This is a genomic window from Pseudomonas sp. MWU12-3088, from assembly GCF_023242405.1.
GTDB lineage: Bacteria > Pseudomonadota > Gammaproteobacteria > Pseudomonadales > Pseudomonadaceae > Aquipseudomonas > Aquipseudomonas kribbensis.
Genome location: NZ_JALJEA010000003.1, coordinates 270,487 through 292,390, shown reverse-complemented (window position 1 = coordinate 292,390; position 21,904 = coordinate 270,487). Strand labels below are relative to the sequence as shown.

Here is a 21,904-nt window from a genome sequence, read left to right as displayed (position 1 = left end):
GCCGACCCATGAGTCGGAAAGTTCAGCCGAGGTGCTCCATGGATATCATCGAAACGATTAAAGAGCAGATTGCCAACAACACCATTCTGCTTTACATGAAAGGCTCGCCGAATGCCCCGCAGTGTGGCTTCTCCGCGAAAGCTGCGCAGGCCGTCATGGGCTGTGGCGAGAAGTTCGCCTACGTCGACATCCTGCAGAACCCGGAAATCCGTGCCAACCTGCCGAAGTACGCCAACTGGCCGACTTTCCCGCAGCTGTGGGTAGCCGGTGAACTGGTCGGCGGCAGCGACATCATGGCTGAAATGTTCGCCAACGGTGAGCTGCAGACTCTGGTCAAGGAAGCATCCGCCAAGGCTGCTGCGGCCAAGTCCGAAGCCTGATTGGTTTCAGCCCGGATTTCGGCGAGTCTGAAGTCCGGGCAATAAAAAGCCCCGCCTCTCGAAAGAGGGCGGGGCTTTTTAATGTCTCGGGTTCAGCGCTTGCTGATTACTCGTCTTCGCCCATCTGCGATTGCAGATAGTTCTCGAGGCCGACTTTATCGATCAGGCCCAGTTGGGTTTCCAGCCAGTCGATGTGTTCTTCTTCGGATTCGAGAATGTCTTCAAGCAGTTCGCGGCTGCCGAAGTCGCCAACCGATTCGCAGTGAGCGATGGCGGCCTTCAGATCGGCGTGGCCGGTCTTCTCGATACGCAGGTCGCACTCCAGCATTTCCTTGGTGTGCTCGCCGATGTGCAACTTGCCCAGATCCTGCACGTTTGGCAGGCCTTCGAGGAACAGGATGCGCTTGATCAGCTTGTCCGCGTGCTTCATCTCGTCGATGGATTCGTGGTACTCGTGCTTGCCCAGCTTGTTCAGGCCCCAATCTTCATACATGCGCGCATGCAGGAAGTACTGATTGATCGCGACCAGCTCATTGGCAAGGATCTTGTTGAGATGCTGGATGACTGTTACGTCGCCTTTCATGATGGGAGTCCTGCCCTAAGTAGCGGTATATACGGCAGAGTTTGAGCTTGGTATTTATAAGTGTCAAACCTAAGTTATTGAATAATATATGAAAATTAATCGGAATAAGAATGTTTGTGTTCCGCGTCTAGTCGCTAAGCAATTGATTTGCAGGCATAAAAAAACCGGACATTAGTCCGGTTCTTCGAATTGGGTGCAATTACGCTGCAGTAAATTCTACAGGGTAGGGGATCGCGGCCTGGGCGGTTTGCAGCTTGGTCAGGGTTTCGCGTACCACTTCCTTCGCGAGGCAGGCACATTTGCCGCATTGGCTGGCTACGCCGGTGGCCTGACGGACTTCTTTATAGCTGCAGCAACCTTCATAGATCGCTTCGCGGATCTGTCCGTCGGTGACGCCAGTGCAGAGGCAAACATACATAAGTGAGAACCGTCGCTGGTTGTGGCTCAATTGCGATGGATCTTAATGTTAACGAGAATGATTGTCAAAGTGCTTTCCCAACGGTTTTCATCACCAACGGCTGTGACTGACGAACGGTGGTACATGGCTGAATGCCAGCCGGGATTTCGCGAAAAACCTTTGAGGACAGTCGAAAAACGCAGTGTATGATGGTCGGCCCTTGCGAAGGGGGTTCGTGTCACAGGGCTGTCGCCTGAGGGTGACAGGCTGGCGCGGACCCTGAACTTCAAGTTTCTACACCAGGAGATATCAATGAGCGTACTCGTAGGCAAACAAGCCCCTGACTTCACCGTCCCGGCCGTACTCGGCAATGGCGAGATCGTTGACAGCTTCACCCTGTCCTCGGCCATCAAAGGCAAATACGGCCTGGTGTTCTTCTACCCGCTGGACTTCACCTTCGTCTGCCCGTCCGAGCTGATCGCTCTGGACAACCGCATGGCTGACTTCAAGGCGCGCAACGTAGAAGTGGTCGCTGTGTCGATCGACTCGCACTTCACCCACAACGCCTGGCGCAACACCCCGGTCAACAATGGCGGCATCGGCCAGGTGAAATACACCATGGCTGCCGACATGAAGCACGAAATCGCCAAGGCTTACGACGTTGAATCCGAAGGCGGCGTGGCTTTCCGTGGCGCGTTCCTGATCGACGACAAAGGCGTTGTCCGCTCGCAGATCATCAACGACCTGCCGCTGGGCCGTAACATGGAAGAGCTGATCCGTCTGGTCGACGCTCTGCAATTCCACGAAGAGCACGGCGAAGTCTGCCCTGCCAACTGGAAAAAAGGCGACAAAGGCATGAACGCTTCGCCGGAAGGCGTTGCGGCTTACCTGACCGAGAACGCTGCTGCCCTGTAAGGCGCAACGTCGAGGTACAAAAAAACCGGCTCTTGAGCCGGTTTTTTCATGCGCGGGATTTAACCCGACGACCATCAGTCGTCGAAGTCTTCCCAGCCGCCCATCTGTTTCCAGCGGTTGACGATGCCGCAGAACAGCTCGGCGGTCTTCTCTGTGTCGTAACGCGCGGAGTGCGCTTCACGGCCATCGAAGTCGATGTCGGCTGCCTGACAGGCCTTGGCCAGTACGGTCTGACCGTACGCCAGACCGGCGAGGGTCGCGGTGTCGAAGCTGGAGAACGGGTGGAACGGGTTGCGCTTCATGTCCAGCCGCGCGACGGCAGCGTTGAGGAAGCCCAGGTCGAAGCTGCTGTTGTGGCCGACCAGAATCGCGCGCTTGCAACCGTTGGCCTTCAAGGCCTTGCGCACGCCACGGAAGATATCGGTCAGGGCCGTCTCTTCGCTGACTGCCATGCGCAACGGGTGATCGAGCTTGATCCCGGTGAACTCCAGCGCGGCCGCTTCGATGTTGGCGCCTTCGAACGGCTCGACACGGAAGAAGTAGGTGTGATCCGGGTAGACGAAACCCTTTTCATCCATGGCGATGGTGGTCGCGGCAATCTCCAGCAACGCATCGGTGGCCGAGTTGAAGCCACCGGTCTCTACGTCGACGACAACCGGCAGGTAGCCGCGAAAGCGTGCTGCCATCGGATGGCGCGAACCGCCGCCACCTTGACCGTCCAGTTCGTCGTCGAAATGGTCTTCACTCACGCGTGTTCCTCCAGCAGGCGCCAGCGCAGTTTTTCACCGGCGCGCAGCGGGATAACGTTCAGCTCGCCGAAGGGCAGGCTGGTCGGGGCGGTCCATTCTTCACGAACCAGGGTGATACGGTCGGTGTTGGCCGGCAGACCGTAAAAGCGCGGGCCGTTGAGGCTGGCGAACGCTTCGAGCTTGTCCAGCGCATTGCGCTGCTCGAAGGCTTCGGCATACAACTCGATGGCAGCGTACGCGGTGTAGCAGCCGGCGCAGCCGCAGGCGGCTTCCTTGGCGTGCTGGGCGTGCGGCGCCGAGTCGGTGCCGAGGAAGAACTTCGCGCTGCCGCTGGTGGCCGCGTCGAGCAGAGCTTCCTGATGGGTATTACGCTTGAGGATCGGCAGGCAGTAGAAGTGCGGCCGGATCCCGCCCACCAACATGTGGTTGCGGTTGTACAGCAGGTGATGCGCGGTGATGGTCGCGCCGACGTTGGCCGAAGCCTCGTTGACGAACTGCACGGCATCGCCGGTGGTGATGTGTTCGAACACGACCTTGAGGGTCGGGAAACGCTCGACCACGCGGCGCATGTGCTCATCGATGAAGATTTTTTCGCGGTCGAACACGTCGACGTCGCCACGGGTGACTTCACCGTGGATCAACAGCGGCATGCCGACTTCGGCCATGGCTTCCAGCGCCGGGAAGATCTTGTCGATGCTGGTGACCCCGGAATCGGAGTTGGTGGTGGCGCCGGCCGGGTACAACTTGGCCGCGTGGACAAAACCGCTGGCCTTGGCTTCACGAATTTCTTCGGGCTGGGTACGGTCGGTGAGGTACAGCACCATCAACGGCTCGAAACGACTGCCGGCCGGGCGGGCAGCGAGAATCCGCTGGCGATAGCCGTCGGCTTCAGCGGCGTTGCGCACCGGAGGTACCAGGTTAGGCATGATGATGGCGCGACCAAAGGTGCGCGCAACATCTGCAACGGTATTGGTCAACACGGCACCATCGCGAAGATGAATGTGCCAGTCGTCGGGACGCAGCAGGGTCAGGCTGTCGGACATGAGGGGATTCCAGGCGGGTCAAACTGAGGCGAATGCTACCGGAAAAGACTCTTGCAGGCACTCGCTATCAAGTTTTGCGACGAGCGTCCGATATCCCATAGGTATGCCGTAAACATGTATGTATCGGTCTTTTTTGTTGTAGAAGCCAATGGAGCCTCCCGTGCGCCAGCGTTATTTAGCCTTGCTCAGTGTGTTTGCCAGTCTTCCCGCGATGGCACTGACCTACCAGACCCGTCTGGAGAACATTGAGTGGACGGTCGAAGGCGACAAGTTCGAATGCCGCCTGACGCAGCCGATCACCGATTTCGGCTCGGGCCAGTTCGTGCGCAAGGCCGGCGAGCAAGCGATCTTTCGCCTGAATGCCTACAACGCGATGCTGGGCGGTGGTTCGGCAACCTTGCTGGCGGCGGCAGCGCCCTGGCAGCCGGGGCGCAATGACATCAATCTGGGCAGCGTCAGGATCGGCACCGGCAACGTGCTGTTCAACAGTTCGCAATCGCAGGCCGGCGGGCTGATCAGCGGTTTGCTGGAGGGTCGCAGCCCGGTGGTGCGACGTGCCTCCGGTGATGGCCGGGTCTCCGAAGTGCGTCTGCTGCCGGTCAAATTCAGCAAGGCGTTCAACGACTATCAGACCTGCGTGGCGAAACTGCTCCCGCAGAATTTCGATCAGGTCAAAAATTCGCAGGTCGGTTTTCCGGGCGAAGGCACCGATCTGGATGCCGCCGCGAAAGCCAAACTGCAAGTGATGCTCGAGTTCATGAAGGCCGATCCGACGGTCAATCATATTGAGCTTGATGGCTATTCCGACAACAGCGGCAATCGCCTGACCAATCGTGAGCTGTCGCGCCGTCGTGCGCTGGCGGTGGTCGATTTCTTCAAGGCCAACGGCATCGCCGAATCGCAAATCACCGTGCGTTTCCACGGCGAGCAATACCCGCTGGTACCGAACACCAACGCCGCCAACCGGGCGAAAAACCGGCGGGTCAGCGTGAAGTTGGCCCGGGTGGCACCGGTTACCGCTCCAGCACCTCAAGCCAGTACGCCTGCCAACGCCGCGGCGACTTCCTGACCGGTCGGTCATCGTCGCGCTCTCGACAGATTCTGTCGCTTTGTCGTCTTAAGCTGTCGCGCCTCTGTAAATTATCGCGTTTGAGCGGTAGACTCCTCGGCTTTCCGTAGAACCCCGTGGAGTGATGGCATGGCGGACGTAAACAAGGTCGTTCTGGCGTATTCCGGCGGCCTGGACACTTCGGTGATCCTCAAGTGGCTGCAGGATACTTATAACTGTGAAGTCGTGACCTTCACCGCTGACCTGGGTCAGGGCGAAGAGGTCGAGCCGGCTCGCGCCAAGGCGCAGGCCATGGGCGTCAAAGAAATCTACATCGACGACCTGCGCGAAGAATTCGTGCGTGACTTCGTGTTCCCGATGTTCCGCGCCAACACCGTTTACGAAGGCGAGTACCTGCTGGGTACTTCCATCGCGCGTCCGCTGATCGCCAAGCGTCTGATCGAAATCGCCAACGAAACCGGCGCCGACGCCATTTCCCACGGCGCGACCGGCAAGGGTAACGACCAGGTACGTTTCGAGCTGGGTGCCTACGCGCTCAAGCCAGGCGTGAAAGTGATCGCCCCTTGGCGTGAGTGGGACCTGCTGTCCCGCGAGAAGCTGATGGATTACGCCGAGAAGCACGCGATCCCGATCGAGCGTCATGGCAAGAAGAAATCCCCGTACTCGATGGACGCCAACCTGCTGCACATCTCCTATGAAGGCGGCGTGCTGGAAGACACCTGGACCGAGCACGAGGAAGACATGTGGCGCTGGACCGTCTCCCCGGAGAAGGCTCCCGACACCCCGCAATACCTGGAACTGACCTACCGCAACGGCGACATCGTCGCGCTGGACGGCGTCGAAATGACCCCGGCCACCGTACTGGCGACCCTGAACAAGATCGGTGGTCAACACGGTATCGGCCGTCTCGACATCGTTGAAAACCGTTACGTCGGCATGAAGTCCCGTGGCTGCTACGAAACCCCGGGCGGCACCATCATGCTGCGCGCTCACCGCGCCATCGAATCGATCACCCTGGACCGCGAAGTCGCTCACCTGAAAGACGAGTTGATGCCGAAGTACGCCAGCCTGATCTACACCGGCTACTGGTGGAGCCCTGAGCGTCTGATGCTGCAACAGATGATCGACGCATCCCAGGTCAACGTGAACGGCGTCGTGCGCCTGAAACTGTACAAGGGCAACGTGATCGTGACCGGCCGCAAGTCCGACGACTCGCTGTTCGACGCCAACATCGCGACCTTCGAAGAAGACGGCGGCGCCTACAACCAGGCCGACGCGGCGGGCTTCATCAAGCTCAACGCACTGCGCATGCGTATTGCTGCCAACAAGGGCCGCAAGCTGTTCTGAGCCCATCGGGCCTGATGTGAAATAGCGGCCTTGTCGTTGTGACAAGGCCGCTATGTTGTAAAACCCTTCTGTTTACCTGATCGTTGCCGATTAGCGTTTCCGTATCAATGGGTACTTTGTGCATCGCACTGATGCGCTTCGTGTATCCGCGCCTCAATTTAAACTTTTCCCAATACAGTGATGTTCAGCGAGTGGACATCGTAAATAATACAATGCGTCGTTCCCATGGTTTTTTTTCCTTGTTTTAGCGTTTTGGCGAAATTTTCTTTCGGTAAAATATCTGACATGTCGTCGGCTAAAACGAGGAGTATTCTTGGTAAGTTCTTACCGGGGTGTGGGATTTTTTTCAATTGCGTGTCGATTTTTGATTCGGTGTTCGGGCCTCGAATATCAATGATGCACAGTGTGCTCAGTGGTTTTGGTAATTTTATGGTGTGCGGTCCTGTATTCGATTGAGCTGTAGACTCGCCGAGAATGTCAGGGGGTTCATCTTTAAAAGCTTTGAGAAAGTTCTTGTCGTTATCAAAATCGGAGGGCGCATAAAGGGATCGGTAGTTGAAGTTCAATGTAATGAAGAACAGGAATAACAAATAAAATGGAAAGCTGATCAGAAACCAGATGTAGATTTCCCGTTCGTCGTTATCAAGGAAGGGCAAGGACACCGCTGCGGACGTTTCGGAGATAAACGCGAATATGGCAATGACACTGATGGGGTTGGTGATTTTTCTGTTGTTCTTTAACATTTTCTTTACTCATGAGTGTGATTGTTCTCGTCATGTTGGATGGTTTGAGATGTTGTAATCGGGAGAGTGTGTTCTCCGGTGTTTGGTGTTTATAGTAAAAAAGACCGGATGGATATAAGTATGTTGTTTCGGTTTTTTTGTCCTGCTGATTGCATCTTTTTCAAGGTCCGCTATCCGGTAGTCATGCCAATGAGTCTTTTCTGTAGGATAAATCTTTATTGCCTGTAGGAAGTGTCTCTCGCTACTGATGCAAGGGAACTTCGCTATGCCATGGATGAAATGACTACGTTATTGTGCCGGTTCTAAAAATTCGAACAGCGAAACTGGACTTGCCCATGAATAAAGTGCTGATCGTGGATGATCATCCTGTCATTCGTCTTGCGGTGCGTATGCTGATGGAGCGTCATGGCTACGAAGTCATTGCAGAAACGGATAACGGAGTGGATGCCTTACAACTGGCTCGCGACCAGATGCCCGATATTGTCATTCTCGATATCGGTATACCGAAACTTGATGGTCTGGAAGTGATTGCGCGGCTTACGACCAGCGCGATGCCCCTGAAAGTGCTGGTGCTGACATCCCAGGCCCCGGGGCATTTCTCCATGCGTTGCATGCAGTCGGGGGCAGCAGGGTATGTTTGTAAGCAACAGGATCTGACCGAACTGCTCAGCGCTATCAAGGCTGTGCTGTCCGGATACAGTTATTTTCCGAATCAGGCGTTGCACACCGTACGCACAAGTCTGGGAAATGCCAGTGAAGCCGATATGGTCGATCGTCTTTCCGGGCGCGAGATGATGGTGTTGCAGCAACTGGCACGCGGCAAGACCAACAAGGAAATCGCCGATGGCATGTTTCTCAGCAACAAGACCGTCAGCACCTACAAGACACGGTTGCTGTTGAAGCTCAACGCGCGTTCGCTGGTGGATCTGATCGAACTGGCCCAGCGCAATGGCCTGGTCTGACCGCTTCAGATGCTGACGGATCATGGGCAGATCGGCATCAGCTTGCAGTAGAAACGAAAAAGCCTCCGTTGCGGAGGCTTTTAAATGTCAGAGATCAAAGTCGTAATCGGCCAATTGCTTTTGCAGTCGGCGTTCCTCAAGCATGTTATCGATGGTCCGGCGTTTGCTCAGGTTCGTTTTGGCGACCTCAACCACCGGTTCGTCGTCCGCATCCGCGACGAAATCGTCTTCTACGTCCACTTGCTCTTTGCTGGTGCTCATAAGGTTAACTCCAGGCTAAGACTGCCTTTGGCGCTCCTTATATCGATATTCCACCAGATCGTAAAAAAGATTTTTTCAATCGCAATATCAATAATTCAAATAGGCGCTCAATCGTCCGAAGTTTTGGCCTTGTATTCGCACAAGTCTTCGATCCGACAGCTGCCACACCGCGGCTTGCGGGCCAGACACACGTAGCGCCCGTGAAGAATGAGCCAGTGGTGTGAATCGAGCAGGTATTGCTTTGGCACAAACTTCATCAGTTTGTTTTCCACCTCGACCACATTCTTGCCAGGGGCAATACCGGTGCGGTTGCTGACCCGGAAAATGTGGGTGTCCACCGCCATCGTCAACTGTCGGAACGCGGTATTGAGCACGACGTTGGCGGTCTTGCGGCCTACGCCGGGCAATGCCTCCAGTTCTTCGCGCGTCTGCGGGACTTCGCCATTGTGCAGTTCGACCAGCATGCGACAGGTTTCGATCACGTTTTTGGCCTTGCTGTTATAGAGGCCGATAGTCTTGATGTACTCGGACAGACCTTCGACGCCCAGGGCATGAATGGCGGCCGGTGTGTTGGCCACCGGGTAAAGCTTTGCCGTCGCCTTGTTTACGCCGACATCAGTTGATTGCGCGGACAGAATCACCGCAATCAACAGTTCGAAAGGCGAGGAATAGGCCAGTTCGGTCTTGGGTTCGGGATTGTCTTCGTGAAACCGGCGGAAGATCTCCAGACGTTTTGCGGCATTCATGGGTGATGCGTTTCCTCGGGAGGGGCGGCGGAGCGAGTCCAGGCCTGACGGGCGGCGAGCAACAGCCCCAGCAATATGAAGGCGCCGGGAGCCAGCGTCGCGAAATGCAGGCCGTCGCCGAACAGAATCAAACCTTGCCAGTGATCCGACAGGTGATGGCCGATGCTGCCCTGACCGAGCAGCTCGCGCAACACCGCCAGCACGGTCATCAGTGCGATGAACAAGCCGCACAGTTTCAGACGTCCTCGGGCTGGCAGTCGAAAGAATCCATTGTGTTCGAATATGACGCACTGCAAACCAATCAGACTGACGTAAAGGCTGACCAGTTGCTGCCACTGCACAGCGGCGCGTTGCAGCAGAATATCGGCGCACCCCGTCAACGTCGCGGCCAGCACCAGGCTGACCGGTAACAGGCTCTCGCCGCTCAGTCGTGCCCGCAGCGGTGCCATGCACACGCCGTACAGGCTCACCACAACAGCGAACATCAACACAATCGCCAGTGCACCCGCCACGGAGTCGGTGGCGCCGATCAACAGCACCAGCATCATTGAGTTCGAAAGTGTCGCTGACGTGTTCATGGCGCGCTCCCGAGCAGGGTCGTCCGGTGATCATCGAAATAACGCAGGGCATCGTGGATGGCGTTGATGGCTGCGCGGGACGTGATGGTTGCGCCAGCGATCTGGTCGAATTGCCCCTGATCCTTTTTCAGGGCCCATCCGGCATCGGTCGGTTGGCTGCCGGATTTGCCGATAAACGCCTGCAGCCAGGTGTTCGGCCAGTCGCCGATGTGCCCGCCCAGCGCCGGTGTTTCAGTTTGCTCCAGGGTTTTCACGCCGAGCAATCGGCCATCGGCATCGATGGCAATCAGCAACTCGATGGGACCCGCATAGCCCTCGCTCCGGGTGCGTAGCAGCACCGCCACCGGTTGACCGGACTTGGTCGCCCGATAACCACCCAGCAACTCGCTGTGGCTCAAGTGGGTGTCGGCCAGCGTCAGAGGTTGTTCCAGCGGCTGATTGTCGTAGGCATCGACTGAAAGCACGTCCAGCAGTTTGCGACTTTCGAGCTGGCGCTGTTCGGCGGCGATGTGCGGCGCACTGCTGCGTTGCACGACATACGTCACGCCGACGCCTGCCGTCGCCAGCAACACCAGGGTGATCAGGCTGTTCGTGCGGTTCATGGTTTCACCTGCGCCTGACGAGCGACTGCAAGGCGTTCCAGCGCCGGCACGCACAGATTCATCAGCAATACCGCGAACGCCACACCATCCGGATAGCCGCCCCAAGTGCGAATCAGATAGGTCAGCAGGCCGACGCCCACGCCGAACAACAAGCGGGCGAGTGGACTTTTTGCACCGGAAACCGGTTCGGTGACGATGAAGAATGCGCCAAGCATGGTGGCGCCGCTCAGCAGATGAAACAGCGGCGAGCCATGGGAGTCGGACCCCGAACCGTTCCAGCACAGCAGGCTGATGACAAACAGGCTGGCGAGCATGCCGACCGGCGCCTGCCAGCCGATCACCCGCCGCTGCAGCAGGAACAGCCCGCCGGCGAGAAACGCCAGATTCACCCACTCCACACCATGACCGCCAAAACGGCCGAATGCCGGATTGCTGGCAAACAGTTCGTCCATGGTCAGGCTTTTATTGATGCGCAGACTGTCCAGTGCGGTGGCCTGAACCCAGGCGTCCGGCTGCGTGCCCAGATTGAACACTTGGCCAAAAGCCGCCGTCAGATCCATCCCATGGGCAGGCCAATGAGTCATCGGCTGCGGAAACATCACCATCACCAGGGCAAAGCCGAGCATGGCCGGATTGAAAGGGTTTCGGCCCACGCCACCGTACAAGTGTTTGCCCAACAGCAGGCCTGAGCCGATCGCCGTGACCGTCAGCCACCAAGGGCAATAAGGCGGCAGGGCGATGGCCAGCAGCGTGGCACTGACCACCGCGCTGCCATCGGTCAGGGTCGCTTGCGGCGGCTGTCGGCGCAGACAGGTTACGGCGGCTTCGACGCTCAAGGCTGTGGCAACGGACAGGATCAGGTTGATCAACACGCCCCAGCCGTAAAACCAGAACAACACCAACAACCCCGGCAATGTCGCCAGCAGAACCAGCTTCATTGCCTGTTGCAGGCGTTCGTCTCTGGTTTCAATGGATGACATGGGCTTCCACCTGCCGCTCCGCCTCTTGCAGGCGGGCGCGGGCTTTGTCGAGGACTTCGGCTGGCGTGCCGTCACGTCGTTGCAGTTTGTTCAGGTCGGCGCGCGCGTAGGCCAGTTCGGTTTTCAGCTGACGAAGCTGATTGTCGATCGGACGTTTCTCCACACGCACCAGATCGGGAGCCGGTTGCTCGCTGGCCGCTTCGGCGTCGTGCAACGCTTGTTCGGCATCACGCAGGGCTTGTTCGAGCGTAGCAATCTGCTCCTGCGGAGCCTCTGCGGTCTGCGCCTTTTTCAGCTCGGCACGGCGCATCGCCAGCTGGATTTTCGCTCGTTTCAGATCGGCGTCTTTCGCTGCGGCTGTCACGACCGGCGCAGGTGCGGCGCTGCTCTCCAGTTTCGCCAGGGCTTGTTCGGCGGCTTCGAACTGCTGCTGCAACACGATCAGTTGCGACTGTTGTTCGAAGGTCGGCGGATGACCGAAGGCTTTCAGCGATTTGTGCAACTGAGCTCGGCTCATCGCCACGTCGATCTTGGCCTTTTTCAGCGCGGCGTCGGCGGTCGCGGCTTTCTGCGCTCGCACTCGTTCCAGCGCTGCCTGCACCGGATCTAGCGTGGCGGAAGCAACTTCAACCTGTGCCGCTCGCTGCGCCCGGGCCTCACGTTCGGCCTGCTTCTGCTGTTCTTCTCTTTGCAGCCGGGCGTTACGCCGTTCGAAACGTTGCCGGGCGTGATCGCGCTTGGCGGTGCGCGCCTGTTGCTCTTCGAGGCTGTTGGCCAGGCCGCCCACCACTGGCAACGTTCCGAGCGGCAGCGGGTGCATCTCGATGCAATCAACCGGGCAGGGCGCCACGCACAGGTCGCAACCGGTGCACTCGTCGATGATCACCGTGTGCATCAGTTTCGCCGCGCCGACGATCGCATCGATCGGGCAGGCCTGAATGCACTTGGTGCAGCCGATGCATTCGGCTTCACGGATAAACGCCACTTGCGGCGGCGCGGTGCCACGGCTGATATCCAGTTCCAGTACCGGGATTTTCAACAGTTCTGCCAGCGCCGCGATGGTTTCGTCACCACCCGGCGGGCACTTGTTGATCGGCTCGCCGTCGGCGATGCCTTCAGCGTAGGGTTTGCATCCAGGATGGCCGCACTTGCCGCATTGGGTTTGCGGCAGCAAGGCATCGATGCGTTGAATCAGACTCATGTTTTGATCAGTCCACTGAATCCGAGAAAAGCCACAGCCATCAGTCCGGCGCCGATCAACTGGATCGGCAGGCCGCGAAAGGGCAGGGGAATATCGTTGTCGGCCGTGCGTTCGCGCAAATCGCTGAACAGGCTCAGCACCAGCCAGAAACCCAGGCCGGTGCCCAGACTCAATACTGTGGCATGAAGCAGGCCCTTATCCGCTTGCGCGTTGATCAGCGTCAGCCCCAGCGCGCCGGCATTGCCCAGCAGCAGCGGCCACAATCCGTCGAACGGCATATCGGGTCGCCAACGCGTCAGCCCCCTCAGCAACGGCGCGATCAGCAGGACGCTCAGCGGCAGGAATACGAACAGACGCAGGAACTCCAGTTGCAACGGCACCAGCAGCCAATGCCAGATCGCGTAACCCGCCACACCGACAATCAGCATCAGGCACAACGTTGCCAGCCCCAGCGCATGCACCTGACGGCGTTCGCCAGCCAACAGCGGATCGACGCCCAGCGGCCAGTGCAACACGAAGTTGTTGATCAGCGCAGCACTGAAGAGCGTAAGCACGAGTTCGGTCATGGTTCTGCCGGTGAGAGCGGGCGGGCGTCACTTAAGATTAGGCATTATCCGGCCGCCATGACGGGTGGGCCAGATATGAAAAATCCCACAGGCGCACGGGGTACGCCTGTGGGATCGATCAGTGCAGAACCTTACTTGATGCGCTGACCCGGCTTGGCGCCGCTGTCCGGGCTCAGCAGGTAGATTTCTTCACCGCCAGGGCCGGCTGCCATCACCATGCCTTCGGAGATGCCGAACTTCATTTTCCGTGGCTTGAGGTTGGCGATCATCATGGTCAGGCGACCGTCGAGTTTCGACGGGTCCGGGTAAGCGCTCTTGATCCCGGAGAACACGTTGCGTTGCTCGTCACCGATATCCAGTGTCAGGCGCAGCAGCTTGTCCGCGCCTTCGACGTGTTCGGCCTTGACGATCAGTGCCACGCGCAGGTCGACGGCGGCGAAGGTGTCGAAGTCGATTTCCGGCGACAGCGGATCCTTGGCCAGTTCGCCGTTGCCGGCAGGCGCGGCGGCGCCGGTGTCGGTCTGGCTGGCGGTCAGGTCTTCTTTCGAGGCGTCGGTCATGGCTTGGACTTTTACCGGGTCGATGCGGGTCATCAACGGTTTGAATTCGTTCAACTGGTGGTTGGCCAGCAGCGTGGTGTGGTCGTTCCAGGTCAGCGGGGCGACGTTGAGGAACGCCTCGGCATCGGCGGCCAGCACTGGCAACACCGGTTTGAGGAAGATCACCAGCTGGCGGAACAGGTTGATCGCCGTGGCGCAGACCGCCTGGACTTCATCCTGCTTGCCTTCCTGCTTGTTCAGCGACCATGGCGCCTTGTCGGCGATCCAGGCGTTGGCACGGTCGGCCAGGGCCATGGTTTCGCGCATGGCGCGGGCGAAGTCGCGGGCTTCATAAGCGTCGGCGATGCTCGGCGCGGCAGCCAGGAACGCTTCGGTCAGTTCCGGCGCGGCGTTGTTGTCCACCAGCAGGCCGGCGTTGCCCTTCTGGATGAAACCGGCGCAACGGCTGGCGATGTTGACGACTTTGCCGACCAGGTCGGAGTTGACCTTCTGCACGAAGTCTTCGAGGTTCAGGTCGAGGTCGTCCACGCCACGGCCCAGTTTGGCCGCGTAGTAGTAGCGCAGGTATTCCGGCGACAGGTGATCCAGGTAGGTGCGCGCCTTGATGAAGGTGCCACGGGACTTGGACATCTTCTGGCCATTGACGGTCAGGTAGCCGTGCACGTTGATGCCGGTCGGCTTGCGGAAACCCGCGCCTTCGAGCATCGCCGGCCAGAACAGGGCGTGGAAGTTGACGATGTCCTTGCCGATGAAGTGGTACAGCTCGGCGGTGGAGTCCTTGCCCCAGAACGCGTCGAAGTCCAGCTCCGGCGTGCGGTTGCACAGGTTCTTGAAGCTGGCCATGTAGCCGATCGGCGCATCCAGCCACACGTAGAAGTATTTGCCCGGCTCGCCCGGGATCTCGAAACCGAAGTACGGCGCATCGCGGGAGATGTCCCACTGTTGCAGGCCGGCGTCCAGCCATTCGGCGATCTTGTTGGCCACGGCGTCCTGCAGGGTGCCGCTGCGGGTCCAGGTCTGCAGCATCTGCTGGAAGTCCGGCAGCTTGAAGAAGAAGTGCTGGGAATCCTTGAGCACCGGGGTGGCGCCGGAGATTGCCGACTTCGGATCCTTCAGGTCGGTCGGCGCGTAGGTCGCACCGCATTTTTCGCAGTTGTCGCCGTACTGGTCTTCGGTGCCGCATTTCGGGCAGGTGCCCTTGATGAAGCGGTCGGCCAGGAACATTTTCTTTTCCGGGTCGAAATACTGGGTGATCGAACGTTGGGCAATGTGCCCGGCGTCACGCAGTTTCAGGTAGATCTGGCTCGACAGCTCACGGTTTTCTTCGGCGTGAGTGGAGTGGAAGTTGTCGAAGTCCACCAGGAACTCGGCAAAGTCGGCGCTGTGTTCGGCCTGGACGTTGGCGATCAGTTGTTCCGGGGTGATGCCTTCCTTTTCCGCGCGCAGCATGATCGCCGATCCGTGGGCGTCGTCGGCGCAGACATAAATGCACTGATTGCCGCGATGCTTCTGGAAGCGCACCCACATATCGGTCTGGATGTATTCCAGCATATGGCCAAGGTGGATCGAACCGTTGGCGTAGGGCAGGGCGCTGGTGACGAGAATCTTGCGTGGTTCGGACATGTGGGGCTTCGCTACTTGATGAAACGGAGGTCGGCCACTATAAAGCGCCGGGAAAGATATTTCACCCCTGCAAATGGTTGCCGGACATGCCGTCCGGACGACAGAAGGGGTAGGATACCCGCCATCTTTTCCCAGTCTTGTTATCGGAGTTGCCCATGAGCGCCGTCACTCGCGCAGCGGTGGAAGCCGTCCTCAGCCAATACACCGACCCTTACCTGAACCAGGATCCGGTCAGCGCCGGTTGCGTGCGCAACATCGAAATCACCGGTGACCGTGTCAGCGTGCAGCTGGAAATCGGTTATGCCGCCGGTCTGTTCAAGAGCGGCTGGGCGCAAATGCTGCAACTGGCCATCGAAAACCTCGACGGCGTGGTGTCGGCCAAGGTCGAAGTCAACAGCGTGATCGCCGCGCACAAGGCCCAGGCTCAGATTCCGGGGCTGGCCAACGTCAAGAACGTGGTCGCCGTGGCGTCCGGCAAGGGAGGTGTGGGCAAATCCACCACCGCTGCCAACCTGGCGTTGGCACTGGCCCGTGAGGGCGCGAAGGTCGGGATCCTCGACGCCGATATCTACGGCCCGAGCCAGGGCATCATGTTCGGCATTCCCGAGCGCACCCGTCCGCAGATCAAGGACCAGAAGTGGTTCGTGCCGCTGCAGGCCCATGGCGTGGAAGTGATGTCGATGGCCTTCCTGACCGACGACAACACACCGATGGTGTGGCGCGGGCCGATGGTCTCCGGCGCGCTGCTGCAACTGGTCACCCAAACCGCCTGGGGCGACCTGGATTATCTGGTGATCGACATGCCGCCCGGCACCGGCGACATCCAGCTGACCCTGGCGCAGAAAGTCCCGGTGGCCGGTGCCGTGATCGTCACCACCCCGCAGGATCTGGCGCTGCTCGATGCGCGCAAAGGCGTGGAGATGTTCCGCAAGGTCAACATTCCGGTGCTGGGTGTGGTGGAAAACATGGCCGTGCATATCTGCTCGAACTGCGGGCATGCCGAGCATCTGTTCGGTGAGGGCGGTGGCGAGAAGCTGGCGACCCAGTTCGGCGTCGAACTGCTGGCGTCGCTGCCGCTGTCGATGCTGATCCGCGAACAGGCTGATGGCGGCAAACCGACGGTGATTGCCGAGCCGGACAGCCAGATCGCGATGGTCTACCAAGAACTGGCCCGCCACGTCGGCGCGCGGATCGTGTTGCAGGAAGCGGCGTCGCCGGCGATGCCGAACATCACCATCAGCGACGATTGATGGCTGTGTTTTAAACAAAAACGCCCCGGTGCCTGAGCACCGGGGCGTTTTTCATTGCGCGACTGACGTCAGATGCGCAACCCGCCATCCATCTCCAGGATCCGGCCGGTGTAGTAATCGTTCTCGAAGATGTACGCCGCCGAATGGGCGATCTCTTCCGGCTTTCCCATGCGCTTGAGCGGAATGCCCGACGTCATTTTCTCCAGCGCTTCGGGTTTCATGCCCAGAGTCATCTCGGTTTCGATGAAGCCCGGCGCAATGCCCGCCACGCGAATGCCGTAGCGCGCCAGTTCCTTGGCCCAGGTCACGGTCGCTGCAGCCACACCGGCCTTGGCGGCGGAGTAGTTGGTCTGGCCGACGTTGCCCGCGCGGGAGATCGACGAAATGTTGATGATCGCGCCGCTGTTCTTCAGCTCGACCATTTTTGCCGCCACTTCACGGGTGCAGAGGAACACACCGGTCAGGTTGACGTCGATCACCGCCTGCCACTGGGCCAGGCTCATCTTGGTCATTTCGCCGTCCTTGACCTTGAGCAGCAGGCCGTCGCGCAGGATCCCTGCGTTGTTGATCAGGCCATGGATCGCGCCGAAGTCTTCGGCGACCTGGGCAACCATGTGTGTCACTTGCTCTTCGTTGGCGACGTTGCACAGATAGCTGCGGGCCTCGACGCCCTTGGCCTTGCAGGCCGCGACGGCGTCATCGAGTTTTTCCTGGTTCAGGTCGACCAGTGCCAGCTTCGCGCCCTTGCCTGCGAAATACTCGGCCATCGAGCGGCCCAAGCCTTGGCAACCGCCAGTGATAATGATTACTTTGTCGTTGAGTTGCATTCGCATGTCCCCGAGAGCAGGTCAGAGTGGTGTCCTTTAGAGAGCCTCTCGATCTGCGCCTGACATGGCCCGGCTGCACATGAGAACTGCCCCTGTGGCGACTGATACTTATCCGTGTCGCCCGTCCGTTTTTTCGACGGATTCTATTTAAGGAGTCATAAATTGAGCGTTGAAGCGGCTAAGAATGCCCGAGAATTGCTTCTCAAGGAATACCGTGGCGTGCTGTCGACCCACTCCAAATCAATGCCCGGTTTTCCGTTTGGCTCCGTGGTTCCCTACTGCCTGGACGAGCAGGGCCGGCCGCTGATCCTGATCAGCCGCATCGCCCAGCACACCCACAATCTGCAGAAAGATCCGAAATGTTCGCTGCTGGTGGGTGAGCGCGAGGCTGACGATGTGCAAGCCGTTGGTCGCCTGACCTATCTGGCCGAAGCGGAAAAACTCGAAGACGCAGCCGCCATCGAAGCCGCCGCCGAGCGTTACTACCGCTATTTCCCCGATTCGCAGAATTATCACAAGGCCCACGATTTCGATTTCTGGGTGCTCAAGCCTGTGCGTCATCGCTACATCGGCGGTTTCGGCGCGATTCACTGGGTCGATCACCTGACCCTGGCCAACCCGTTCGCCGGCAAGGCCGAGATCAGCATGGTCGAGCACATGAACAGCGACCACGCCAAGGCCATCGCGCATTACGTCGACCTCGCCGGGCTGCCGAAAACCGTCCCGGCACAAATGGCCGGGATCGACACCGAAGGCATGCACCTGCGCATCGGTCAGGCGCTGTACTGGCTGCCGTTTCAAGCGCCTTGTCATACGCCGATACAAGTGCGCGAAGCCTTGGTTTCTCTGGCTCACGCCGAGGTCTGGCCAAAAAATGCGGTGGCCGACGCTTGAATTCACGAAAGGGCGACGTCATCTAAGGCTTACTGCAAGGCATTTCTTGCGTTGAGGAAACTTTGATGCGCCCTTTTTTGTTGCTCTTTCTGCTGTTCCCGGTGTTGGAGCTGTTCGTATTCGTCAAAGTGGCAGGCTCGATCGGATTTTTCCCGGCCCTGCTGCTGATCATTCTCGGCTCGATGTTCGGCGTATTCGTGCTGCGTATCGCCGGACTGGCCACCGCCCTGCGTGCCCGTGAAAGCCTGAACCGCGGCGAACTGCCTGCGCAGACCATGCTCGAAGGCCTGATGCTGGCCCTGGCCGGTGGCCTGCTGATCCTGCCGGGTTTCATCAGCGACGTGGCCGGTCTGATCCTGCTGCTGCCGTTCAGCCGTCGCCTGTTCGCCAACAAGATGCGCCAGCGCGCCGAAGAACAGGCCATGCGTCAGCGTGCGTTCGCCGATGACCTGCAACCTCGCGGCGGTCCTGCACCGCGCCAGCCTCTGGGCCGCGAAGGCGATGTGATCGAAGGCGAGTTCGAACACCGCGACACCAAGTAACTTCTGCACTCACACGGCACCTTCGGGTGCCGTGTTCGTTTACGGCCGCGTACATGACGAGCCGCGATGAAAAAATTTTAGGCCTGCCCTTGTAATAAGCTTATGCGCCCTTATGTATCGGTCACCGAAAGGTTTCCGGTATTTGAACCGGACAGACTTCCGCGGTTCGCTCGACGAGCCGCAACCGGCGCAGGCCGGATTCGTTAAACCCGCCGGGACTACACCGGCCGATGAAAACCACAATTAGGAGAGATCGACAATGAAGCTTCGTCCTCTGCATGACCGCGTCGTCATCCGTCGCAGCGAAGAAGAAAAGAAAACCGCTGGCGGTATCGTCCTGCCAGGTTCGGCTGCTGAAAAAGCCAACCACGGTGAGATTCTGGCTGTAGGCCCGGGCAAGGCACTGGAAAGCGGTGAAGTGCGCGCACTGTCCGTGAAAGTGGGCGACAAGGTTGTGTTCGGTCCGTACTCCGGCAGCAACACCGTGAAAGTCGACGGCGAAGACCTGCTGGTAATGAGCGAGAACGAAATCCTCGCCGTTATCGAAGGCTGATTACCCCCGTTCATTTTCCCGCTACTACAAAGTATTTAAGGAATATCGATCATGGCTGCTAAAGAAGTTAAATTCGGCGATTCCGCCCGCAAGAAAATGCTGGTTGGCGTAAACGTCCTGGCTGACGCGGTAAAAGCGACCCTGGGCCCGAAAGGCCGTAACGTGATCCTCGAGAAGAGCTTCGGCGCTCCGACCATCACCAAGGACGGCGTTTCCGTTGCCAAGGAAATCGAGCTGGAAGACCGTTTCGAAAACATGGGCGCGCAGCTGGTCAAAGACGTTGCCTCCCGTGCCAACGATGACGCTGGTGACGGTACTACCACCGCTACCGTTCTGGCTCAGTCGATCGTCAACGAAGGCCTGAAAGCCGTCGCTGCCGGCATGAACCCGATGGACCTGAAGCGCGGTATCGACAAAGCGACCATCGCTGTCGTTGCCGAGCTGAAAAAGCTGTCCGCACCATGCACCGACACCAAAGCGATCGCTCAGGTTGGCACCATCTCCGCCAACTCCGACAACTCCATCGGCGACATCATTGCCGAAGCCATGGAAAAAGTCGGTAAAGAAGGCGTGATCACCGTTGAAGAAGGCTCGGGCCTGGAAAACGAACTGTCGGTCGTAGAAGGCATGCAGTTCGACCGTGGCTACCTGTCCCCGTACTTCGTCAACAAGCCGGAAACCATGGTTGCCGAGCTGGAAGGCGCGCTGATCCTGCTGGTCGACAAGAAGATCTCGAACATCCGCGAAATGCTGCCAGTGCTGGAAGCCGTTGCCAAAGCCGGCCGTCCACTGCTGATCGTTGCCGAAGACGTTGAAGGCGAAGCCCTGGCGACTCTGGTAGTGAACAACATGCGTGGCATCGTCAAAGTCGCAGCCGTCAAGGCTCCAGGCTTCGGCGACCGTCGCAAGGCCATGCTGCAGGACATCGCCGTTCTGACCGGCGGTACCGTTATCTCCGAAGAGATCGGCCTGAGCCTGGAAAGCACCACTCTGGAACACCTGGGCAGCGCCAAGCGCGTGACCCTGTCCAAGGAAAACACCATCATCGTTGACGGTGCTGGCGTTGAAGGCGACATCCAGGCGCGTATCGCTCAGATCCGTGCCCAGGTTGCCGAGACTTCCTCGGACTACGACCGTGAAAAACTGCAAGAGCGTCTGGCCAAGCTGTCCGGCGGCGTTGCAGTGATCAAGGTTGGCGCCGGTTCCGAAGTTGAAATGAAAGAGAAGAAAGCCCGCGTTGAAGACGCCCTGCACGCAACCCGCGCAGCCGTTGAAGAAGGCGTGGTACCTGGCGGTGGCGTTGCGCTGATCCGCGCTCTGAACGCGATCATCAACCTGAAAGGCGACAACGCCGACCAGGACGTAGGTATCGCTGTTCTGCGTCGCGCCGTTGAAGCACCGCTGCGTCAGATCGCTGCCAACAGCGGCGACGAGCCAAGCGTTGTGGTCAACGAAGTCAAGAACGGCAAAGGTAACTTCGGTTACAACGCTGCGACTGGCGAATACGGCGACATGATCGAAATGGGCATCCTGGACCCAACCAAGGTAACCCGTTCGGCTCTGCAAGCTGCATCGTCGATCGGCGGTCTGATCCTGACCACCGAAGCCGCTGTTGCTGATGCACCGAAGAAAGAAGGTGCAGTAGGCGGCGGTATGCCGGACATGGGCGGCATGGGTGGCATGGGCGGCATGATGTAAGCCAGCCTTACCCCGAAACGAAAAACCCCGCCTGCGATGAGCAGGCGGGGTTTTTTATTGTCCTGATTTTGTTATCTGGCGTTTGAGTAATCAGGCGTTAACCGGTTGTGTCTTCATGACCGCTTCCGCTTTGACGGTCGGGCGATACAGCACCCAGTAATACGACCCCAGGCAGATCAGCCAGCAGAAAATCGCCGTCCACACGTTGTGCGAAAAGAAGTGCGCGCCCTGCATCATCCGGCTGATCGAGAACACCGAACCCAGCGCAAAGGCAAAGATGAACGCCTGTCGCGCCAGTCGCGGGCGACGATCACGCAGCACGAAGAACAGCGCAAACAAGGTGAACCCCGTAGCCGCATGACCACCGGGCCAGCAGCGGCCGGGCTTGTCGGTCGGCGGGCGGTGATCCAGCAGTTTGCTGTAGGTTTCATGGCCGCCGAACTGCTCGAGGCTCCACGGGCACTGCACGGCGGTGACGGCTTTCATCGGTGTCACGAACGAAGTCGCCAGGCCCAGGGACAGCACCAGACAGCCCAGTTCACGCTTGTACGGTTTGATCCGGTCGATGAAAAACGCGCCGATGAAACCGATGACGGAAAACACCGAAAACGCGATCACCACCTGTTTGGCGCGATCGTGAAGGATGTTTTCCAGGAAGTAACTGTGGCGCCCGATGAAGTCGCCGGCGGCGGGGTCATAAAACATCCGGGCCAGGTTCATGTCCAGGTCGGTCAGTTCCAGCAGGATTAGAAGGGCAGCCGCGACGGCGGGAATCCCCAGGCACAGCCAGAAGTTCAGCGGGCGAGGGGCAGGGCGTACAACGCTTGATGACATG

25 protein-coding genes are annotated in these 21,904 nt (G+C 58.9%); 10 read left to right on the top strand and 15 right to left on the bottom strand.

From position 1 onward, the window contains the following. Positions 1–38 precede the first annotated feature (38 nt). Positions 39–380, top strand: coding sequence for a Grx4 family monothiol glutaredoxin (gene grxD / locus M5B98_RS10080; RefSeq protein WP_039765841.1), 342 nt, complete (start codon positions 39–41; stop codon positions 378–380). 106 nt (positions 381–486) lie between these two features. On the opposite strand, the gene bfr is transcribed toward grxD, so the two are convergent. Together bfr and M5B98_RS10070 are read right to left on the bottom strand one after the other, a co-directional pair. Next, complete coding sequence (gene bfr / locus M5B98_RS10075; protein ID WP_011335740.1) at positions 487–963, bottom strand: bacterioferritin; 477 nt, start codon at positions 961–963, stop codon at positions 487–489. A 199-nt stretch (positions 964–1,162) separates the two neighbouring features. Further along, positions 1,163–1,381 (bottom strand): bacterioferritin-associated ferredoxin, encoded by a 219-nt coding sequence (locus tag M5B98_RS10070; protein ID WP_003227725.1) that lies wholly within the window; start codon positions 1,379–1,381, stop codon positions 1,163–1,165. 291 nt (positions 1,382–1,672) lie between these two features. On the opposite strand from M5B98_RS10070, the gene M5B98_RS10065 reads away from it, so the two are divergent. Then, positions 1,673–2,275, top strand: a complete 603-nt coding sequence (locus tag M5B98_RS10065; protein ID WP_007963972.1) for a peroxiredoxin — start codon at positions 1,673–1,675, stop codon at positions 2,273–2,275. Positions 2,276–2,349: 74 nt separating this feature from the next. On the opposite strand, the gene rnt is transcribed toward M5B98_RS10065, so the two are convergent. Beyond that, positions 2,350–3,024, bottom strand: a complete 675-nt coding sequence (gene rnt / locus M5B98_RS10060; RefSeq protein ID WP_085709496.1) for a ribonuclease T — start codon at positions 3,022–3,024, stop codon at positions 2,350–2,352. Continuing rightward, positions 3,021–4,067 (bottom strand): dihydroorotase, encoded by a 1,047-nt coding sequence (pyrC, locus tag M5B98_RS10055; protein ID WP_248742613.1) that lies wholly within the window; start codon positions 4,065–4,067, stop codon positions 3,021–3,023. Before pyrC ends, rnt begins: the two co-directional genes overlap by 4 nt. A 160-nt stretch (positions 4,068–4,227) precedes the next feature. Between pyrC and M5B98_RS10050 the strand changes: the two genes are divergently transcribed. Both M5B98_RS10050 and M5B98_RS10045 read left to right on the top strand, forming a co-directional pair. Continuing rightward, on the top strand, positions 4,228–5,136 hold the full coding sequence (locus tag M5B98_RS10050) for a flagellar protein MotY (protein ID WP_085699676.1): 909 nt from the start codon (positions 4,228–4,230) through the stop codon (positions 5,134–5,136). A gap of 129 nt (positions 5,137–5,265) precedes the next feature. Next, positions 5,266–6,483 carry an argininosuccinate synthase gene (locus M5B98_RS10045; RefSeq protein WP_007963976.1) on the top strand — a complete coding sequence of 406 codons (1,218 nt, stop codon included), beginning with the start codon at positions 5,266–5,268 and terminating at the stop codon, positions 6,481–6,483. A 158-nt stretch (positions 6,484–6,641) separates the two neighbouring features. On the opposite strand, the gene M5B98_RS10040 is transcribed toward M5B98_RS10045, so the two are convergent. Continuing rightward, entirely contained in the window at positions 6,642–7,226 is a 585-nt protein-coding gene (locus M5B98_RS10040) for a hypothetical protein (protein WP_248742612.1), read from the bottom strand. A gap of 335 nt (positions 7,227–7,561) precedes the next feature. Between M5B98_RS10040 and M5B98_RS10035 the strand changes: the two genes are divergently transcribed. Then, entirely contained in the window at positions 7,562–8,188 is a 627-nt protein-coding gene (locus M5B98_RS10035) for a response regulator transcription factor (RefSeq protein WP_085730184.1), read from the top strand. Positions 8,189–8,275: 87 nt separating this feature from the next. Here M5B98_RS10035 and M5B98_RS10030 read toward each other — a convergent pair whose 3' ends face one another. The 8 genes from M5B98_RS10030 to metG form a co-directional block, all read right to left on the bottom strand. After that, complete coding sequence (locus M5B98_RS10030) at positions 8,276–8,449, bottom strand: PA3496 family putative envelope integrity protein (protein WP_167443787.1); 174 nt, start codon at positions 8,447–8,449, stop codon at positions 8,276–8,278. Between the two features lie 107 nt (positions 8,450–8,556). Further along, positions 8,557–9,195 carry an endonuclease III gene (gene nth, locus M5B98_RS10025; protein ID WP_085709532.1) on the bottom strand — a complete coding sequence of 213 codons (639 nt, stop codon included), beginning with the start codon at positions 9,193–9,195 and terminating at the stop codon, positions 8,557–8,559. After that, positions 9,192–9,773, bottom strand: coding sequence for an Rnf-Nqr domain containing protein (locus tag M5B98_RS10020; RefSeq protein WP_248742611.1), 582 nt, complete (start codon positions 9,771–9,773; stop codon positions 9,192–9,194). The genes nth and M5B98_RS10020 overlap by 4 nt, the downstream gene beginning before the upstream one ends. After that, positions 9,770–10,375, bottom strand: a complete 606-nt coding sequence (locus M5B98_RS10015; protein WP_248742610.1) for an RnfABCDGE type electron transport complex subunit G — start codon at positions 10,373–10,375, stop codon at positions 9,770–9,772. Before M5B98_RS10015 ends, M5B98_RS10020 begins: the two co-directional genes overlap by 4 nt. Next, positions 10,372–11,355, bottom strand: coding sequence for an RnfABCDGE type electron transport complex subunit D (locus tag M5B98_RS10010; protein ID WP_248742609.1), 984 nt, complete (start codon positions 11,353–11,355; stop codon positions 10,372–10,374). Before M5B98_RS10010 ends, M5B98_RS10015 begins: the two co-directional genes overlap by 4 nt. Then, positions 11,342–12,556 carry an electron transport complex subunit RsxB gene (rsxB, locus tag M5B98_RS10005; protein WP_248742608.1) on the bottom strand — a complete coding sequence of 405 codons (1,215 nt, stop codon included), beginning with the start codon at positions 12,554–12,556 and terminating at the stop codon, positions 11,342–11,344. The genes M5B98_RS10010 and rsxB overlap by 14 nt, the downstream gene beginning before the upstream one ends. Beyond that, positions 12,553–13,122, bottom strand: coding sequence for an electron transport complex protein RnfA (locus M5B98_RS10000; RefSeq protein WP_248742607.1), 570 nt, complete (start codon positions 13,120–13,122; stop codon positions 12,553–12,555). Before M5B98_RS10000 ends, rsxB begins: the two co-directional genes overlap by 4 nt. 131 nt (positions 13,123–13,253) lie before the next feature. Next, the gene (gene metG, locus M5B98_RS09995; protein WP_114885196.1) at positions 13,254–15,305 is read right to left on the bottom strand and encodes a methionine--tRNA ligase; all 2,052 of its coding nucleotides are present in this window, start codon (positions 15,303–15,305) and stop codon (positions 13,254–13,256) included. A gap of 155 nt (positions 15,306–15,460) precedes the next feature. On the opposite strand from metG, the gene apbC reads away from it, so the two are divergent. Then, on the top strand, positions 15,461–16,555 hold the full coding sequence (gene apbC / locus M5B98_RS09990; RefSeq protein ID WP_248742606.1) for an iron-sulfur cluster carrier protein ApbC: 1,095 nt from the start codon (positions 15,461–15,463) through the stop codon (positions 16,553–16,555). Positions 16,556–16,623: 68 nt separating this feature from the next. On the opposite strand, the gene M5B98_RS09985 is transcribed toward apbC, so the two are convergent. Then, positions 16,624–17,382 carry an SDR family oxidoreductase gene (locus tag M5B98_RS09985; RefSeq protein WP_011335726.1) on the bottom strand — a complete coding sequence of 253 codons (759 nt, stop codon included), beginning with the start codon at positions 17,380–17,382 and terminating at the stop codon, positions 16,624–16,626. Between the two features lie 162 nt (positions 17,383–17,544). On the opposite strand from M5B98_RS09985, the gene M5B98_RS09980 reads away from it, so the two are divergent. The 4 genes from M5B98_RS09980 (at position 17,545) to groL (ending at position 21,069) form a co-directional block, all read left to right on the top strand. Continuing rightward, the gene (locus M5B98_RS09980) at positions 17,545–18,276 is read left to right on the top strand and encodes a HugZ family protein (protein ID WP_085709541.1); all 732 of its coding nucleotides are present in this window, start codon (positions 17,545–17,547) and stop codon (positions 18,274–18,276) included. A gap of 65 nt (positions 18,277–18,341) precedes the next feature. Continuing rightward, positions 18,342–18,818, top strand: coding sequence for an FxsA family protein (locus M5B98_RS09975; protein WP_085709542.1), 477 nt, complete (start codon positions 18,342–18,344; stop codon positions 18,816–18,818). 259 nt (positions 18,819–19,077) lie between these two features. Continuing rightward, positions 19,078–19,371, top strand: a complete 294-nt coding sequence (locus tag M5B98_RS09970; RefSeq protein WP_011335724.1) for a co-chaperone GroES — start codon at positions 19,078–19,080, stop codon at positions 19,369–19,371. A gap of 51 nt (positions 19,372–19,422) precedes the next feature. Further along, positions 19,423–21,069: a chaperonin GroEL gene (gene groL, locus M5B98_RS09965; RefSeq protein ID WP_085709543.1), complete on the top strand. Its 1,647-nt coding sequence runs from the start codon at positions 19,423–19,425 to the stop codon at positions 21,067–21,069. Positions 21,070–21,159: 90 nt separating this feature from the next. Here the strand turns inward: groL and M5B98_RS09960 are convergent, their stop codons facing one another. Beyond that, positions 21,160–21,903: a phosphatase PAP2 family protein gene (locus M5B98_RS09960; RefSeq protein WP_248742605.1), complete on the bottom strand. Its 744-nt coding sequence runs from the start codon at positions 21,901–21,903 to the stop codon at positions 21,160–21,162. Position 21,904: the final 1 nt, after the last annotated feature.

What these genes read in the sequence shown, in the direction of transcription:
- grxD (WP_039765841.1), top strand. Translation starts at nt 39, where the DNA reads ATGGATATCATCGAAACGATTAAAGAGCAGATTGCCAACAACACCATT.
- pyrC (WP_248742613.1), bottom strand. Translation starts at nt 4,067, where the DNA reads ATGTCCGACAGCCTGACCCTGCTGCGTCCCGACGACTGGCACATTCAT.
- M5B98_RS09970 (WP_011335724.1), top strand. Translation starts at nt 19,078, where the DNA reads ATGAAGCTTCGTCCTCTGCATGACCGCGTCGTCATCCGTCGCAGCGAA.
- M5B98_RS10065 (WP_007963972.1), top strand. Translation starts at nt 1,673, where the DNA reads ATGAGCGTACTCGTAGGCAAACAAGCCCCTGACTTCACCGTCCCGGCC.
- bfr (WP_011335740.1), bottom strand. Translation starts at nt 963, where the DNA reads ATGAAAGGCGACGTAACAGTCATCCAGCATCTCAACAAGATCCTTGCC.
- nth (WP_085709532.1), bottom strand. Translation starts at nt 9,195, where the DNA reads ATGAATGCCGCAAAACGTCTGGAGATCTTCCGCCGGTTTCACGAAGAC.
- M5B98_RS10015 (WP_248742610.1), bottom strand. Translation starts at nt 10,375, where the DNA reads ATGAACCGCACGAACAGCCTGATCACCCTGGTGTTGCTGGCGACGGCA.
- M5B98_RS10045 (WP_007963976.1), top strand. Translation starts at nt 5,266, where the DNA reads ATGGCGGACGTAAACAAGGTCGTTCTGGCGTATTCCGGCGGCCTGGAC.
- M5B98_RS10040 (WP_248742612.1), bottom strand. Translation starts at nt 7,226, where the DNA reads ATGTTAAAGAACAACAGAAAAATCACCAACCCCATCAGTGTCATTGCC.
- apbC (WP_248742606.1), top strand. Translation starts at nt 15,461, where the DNA reads ATGAGCGCCGTCACTCGCGCAGCGGTGGAAGCCGTCCTCAGCCAATAC.
- metG (WP_114885196.1), bottom strand. Translation starts at nt 15,305, where the DNA reads ATGTCCGAACCACGCAAGATTCTCGTCACCAGCGCCCTGCCCTACGCC.
- M5B98_RS10000 (WP_248742607.1), bottom strand. Translation starts at nt 13,122, where the DNA reads ATGACCGAACTCGTGCTTACGCTCTTCAGTGCTGCGCTGATCAACAAC.
- groL (WP_085709543.1), top strand. Translation starts at nt 19,423, where the DNA reads ATGGCTGCTAAAGAAGTTAAATTCGGCGATTCCGCCCGCAAGAAAATG.
- M5B98_RS09975 (WP_085709542.1), top strand. Translation starts at nt 18,342, where the DNA reads ATGCGCCCTTTTTTGTTGCTCTTTCTGCTGTTCCCGGTGTTGGAGCTG.
- rsxB (WP_248742608.1), bottom strand. Translation starts at nt 12,556, where the DNA reads ATGAGTCTGATTCAACGCATCGATGCCTTGCTGCCGCAAACCCAATGC.
- M5B98_RS10035 (WP_085730184.1), top strand. Translation starts at nt 7,562, where the DNA reads ATGAATAAAGTGCTGATCGTGGATGATCATCCTGTCATTCGTCTTGCG.
- M5B98_RS09960 (WP_248742605.1), bottom strand. Translation starts at nt 21,903, where the DNA reads ATGTCATCAAGCGTTGTACGCCCTGCCCCTCGCCCGCTGAACTTCTGG.
- M5B98_RS10020 (WP_248742611.1), bottom strand. Translation starts at nt 9,773, where the DNA reads ATGAACACGTCAGCGACACTTTCGAACTCAATGATGCTGGTGCTGTTG.
- M5B98_RS10030 (WP_167443787.1), bottom strand. Translation starts at nt 8,449, where the DNA reads ATGAGCACCAGCAAAGAGCAAGTGGACGTAGAAGACGATTTCGTCGCG.
- M5B98_RS10010 (WP_248742609.1), bottom strand. Translation starts at nt 11,355, where the DNA reads ATGTCATCCATTGAAACCAGAGACGAACGCCTGCAACAGGCAATGAAG.
- M5B98_RS09985 (WP_011335726.1), bottom strand. Translation starts at nt 17,382, where the DNA reads ATGCAACTCAACGACAAAGTAATCATTATCACTGGCGGTTGCCAAGGC.
- M5B98_RS10070 (WP_003227725.1), bottom strand. Translation starts at nt 1,381, where the DNA reads ATGTATGTTTGCCTCTGCACTGGCGTCACCGACGGACAGATCCGCGAA.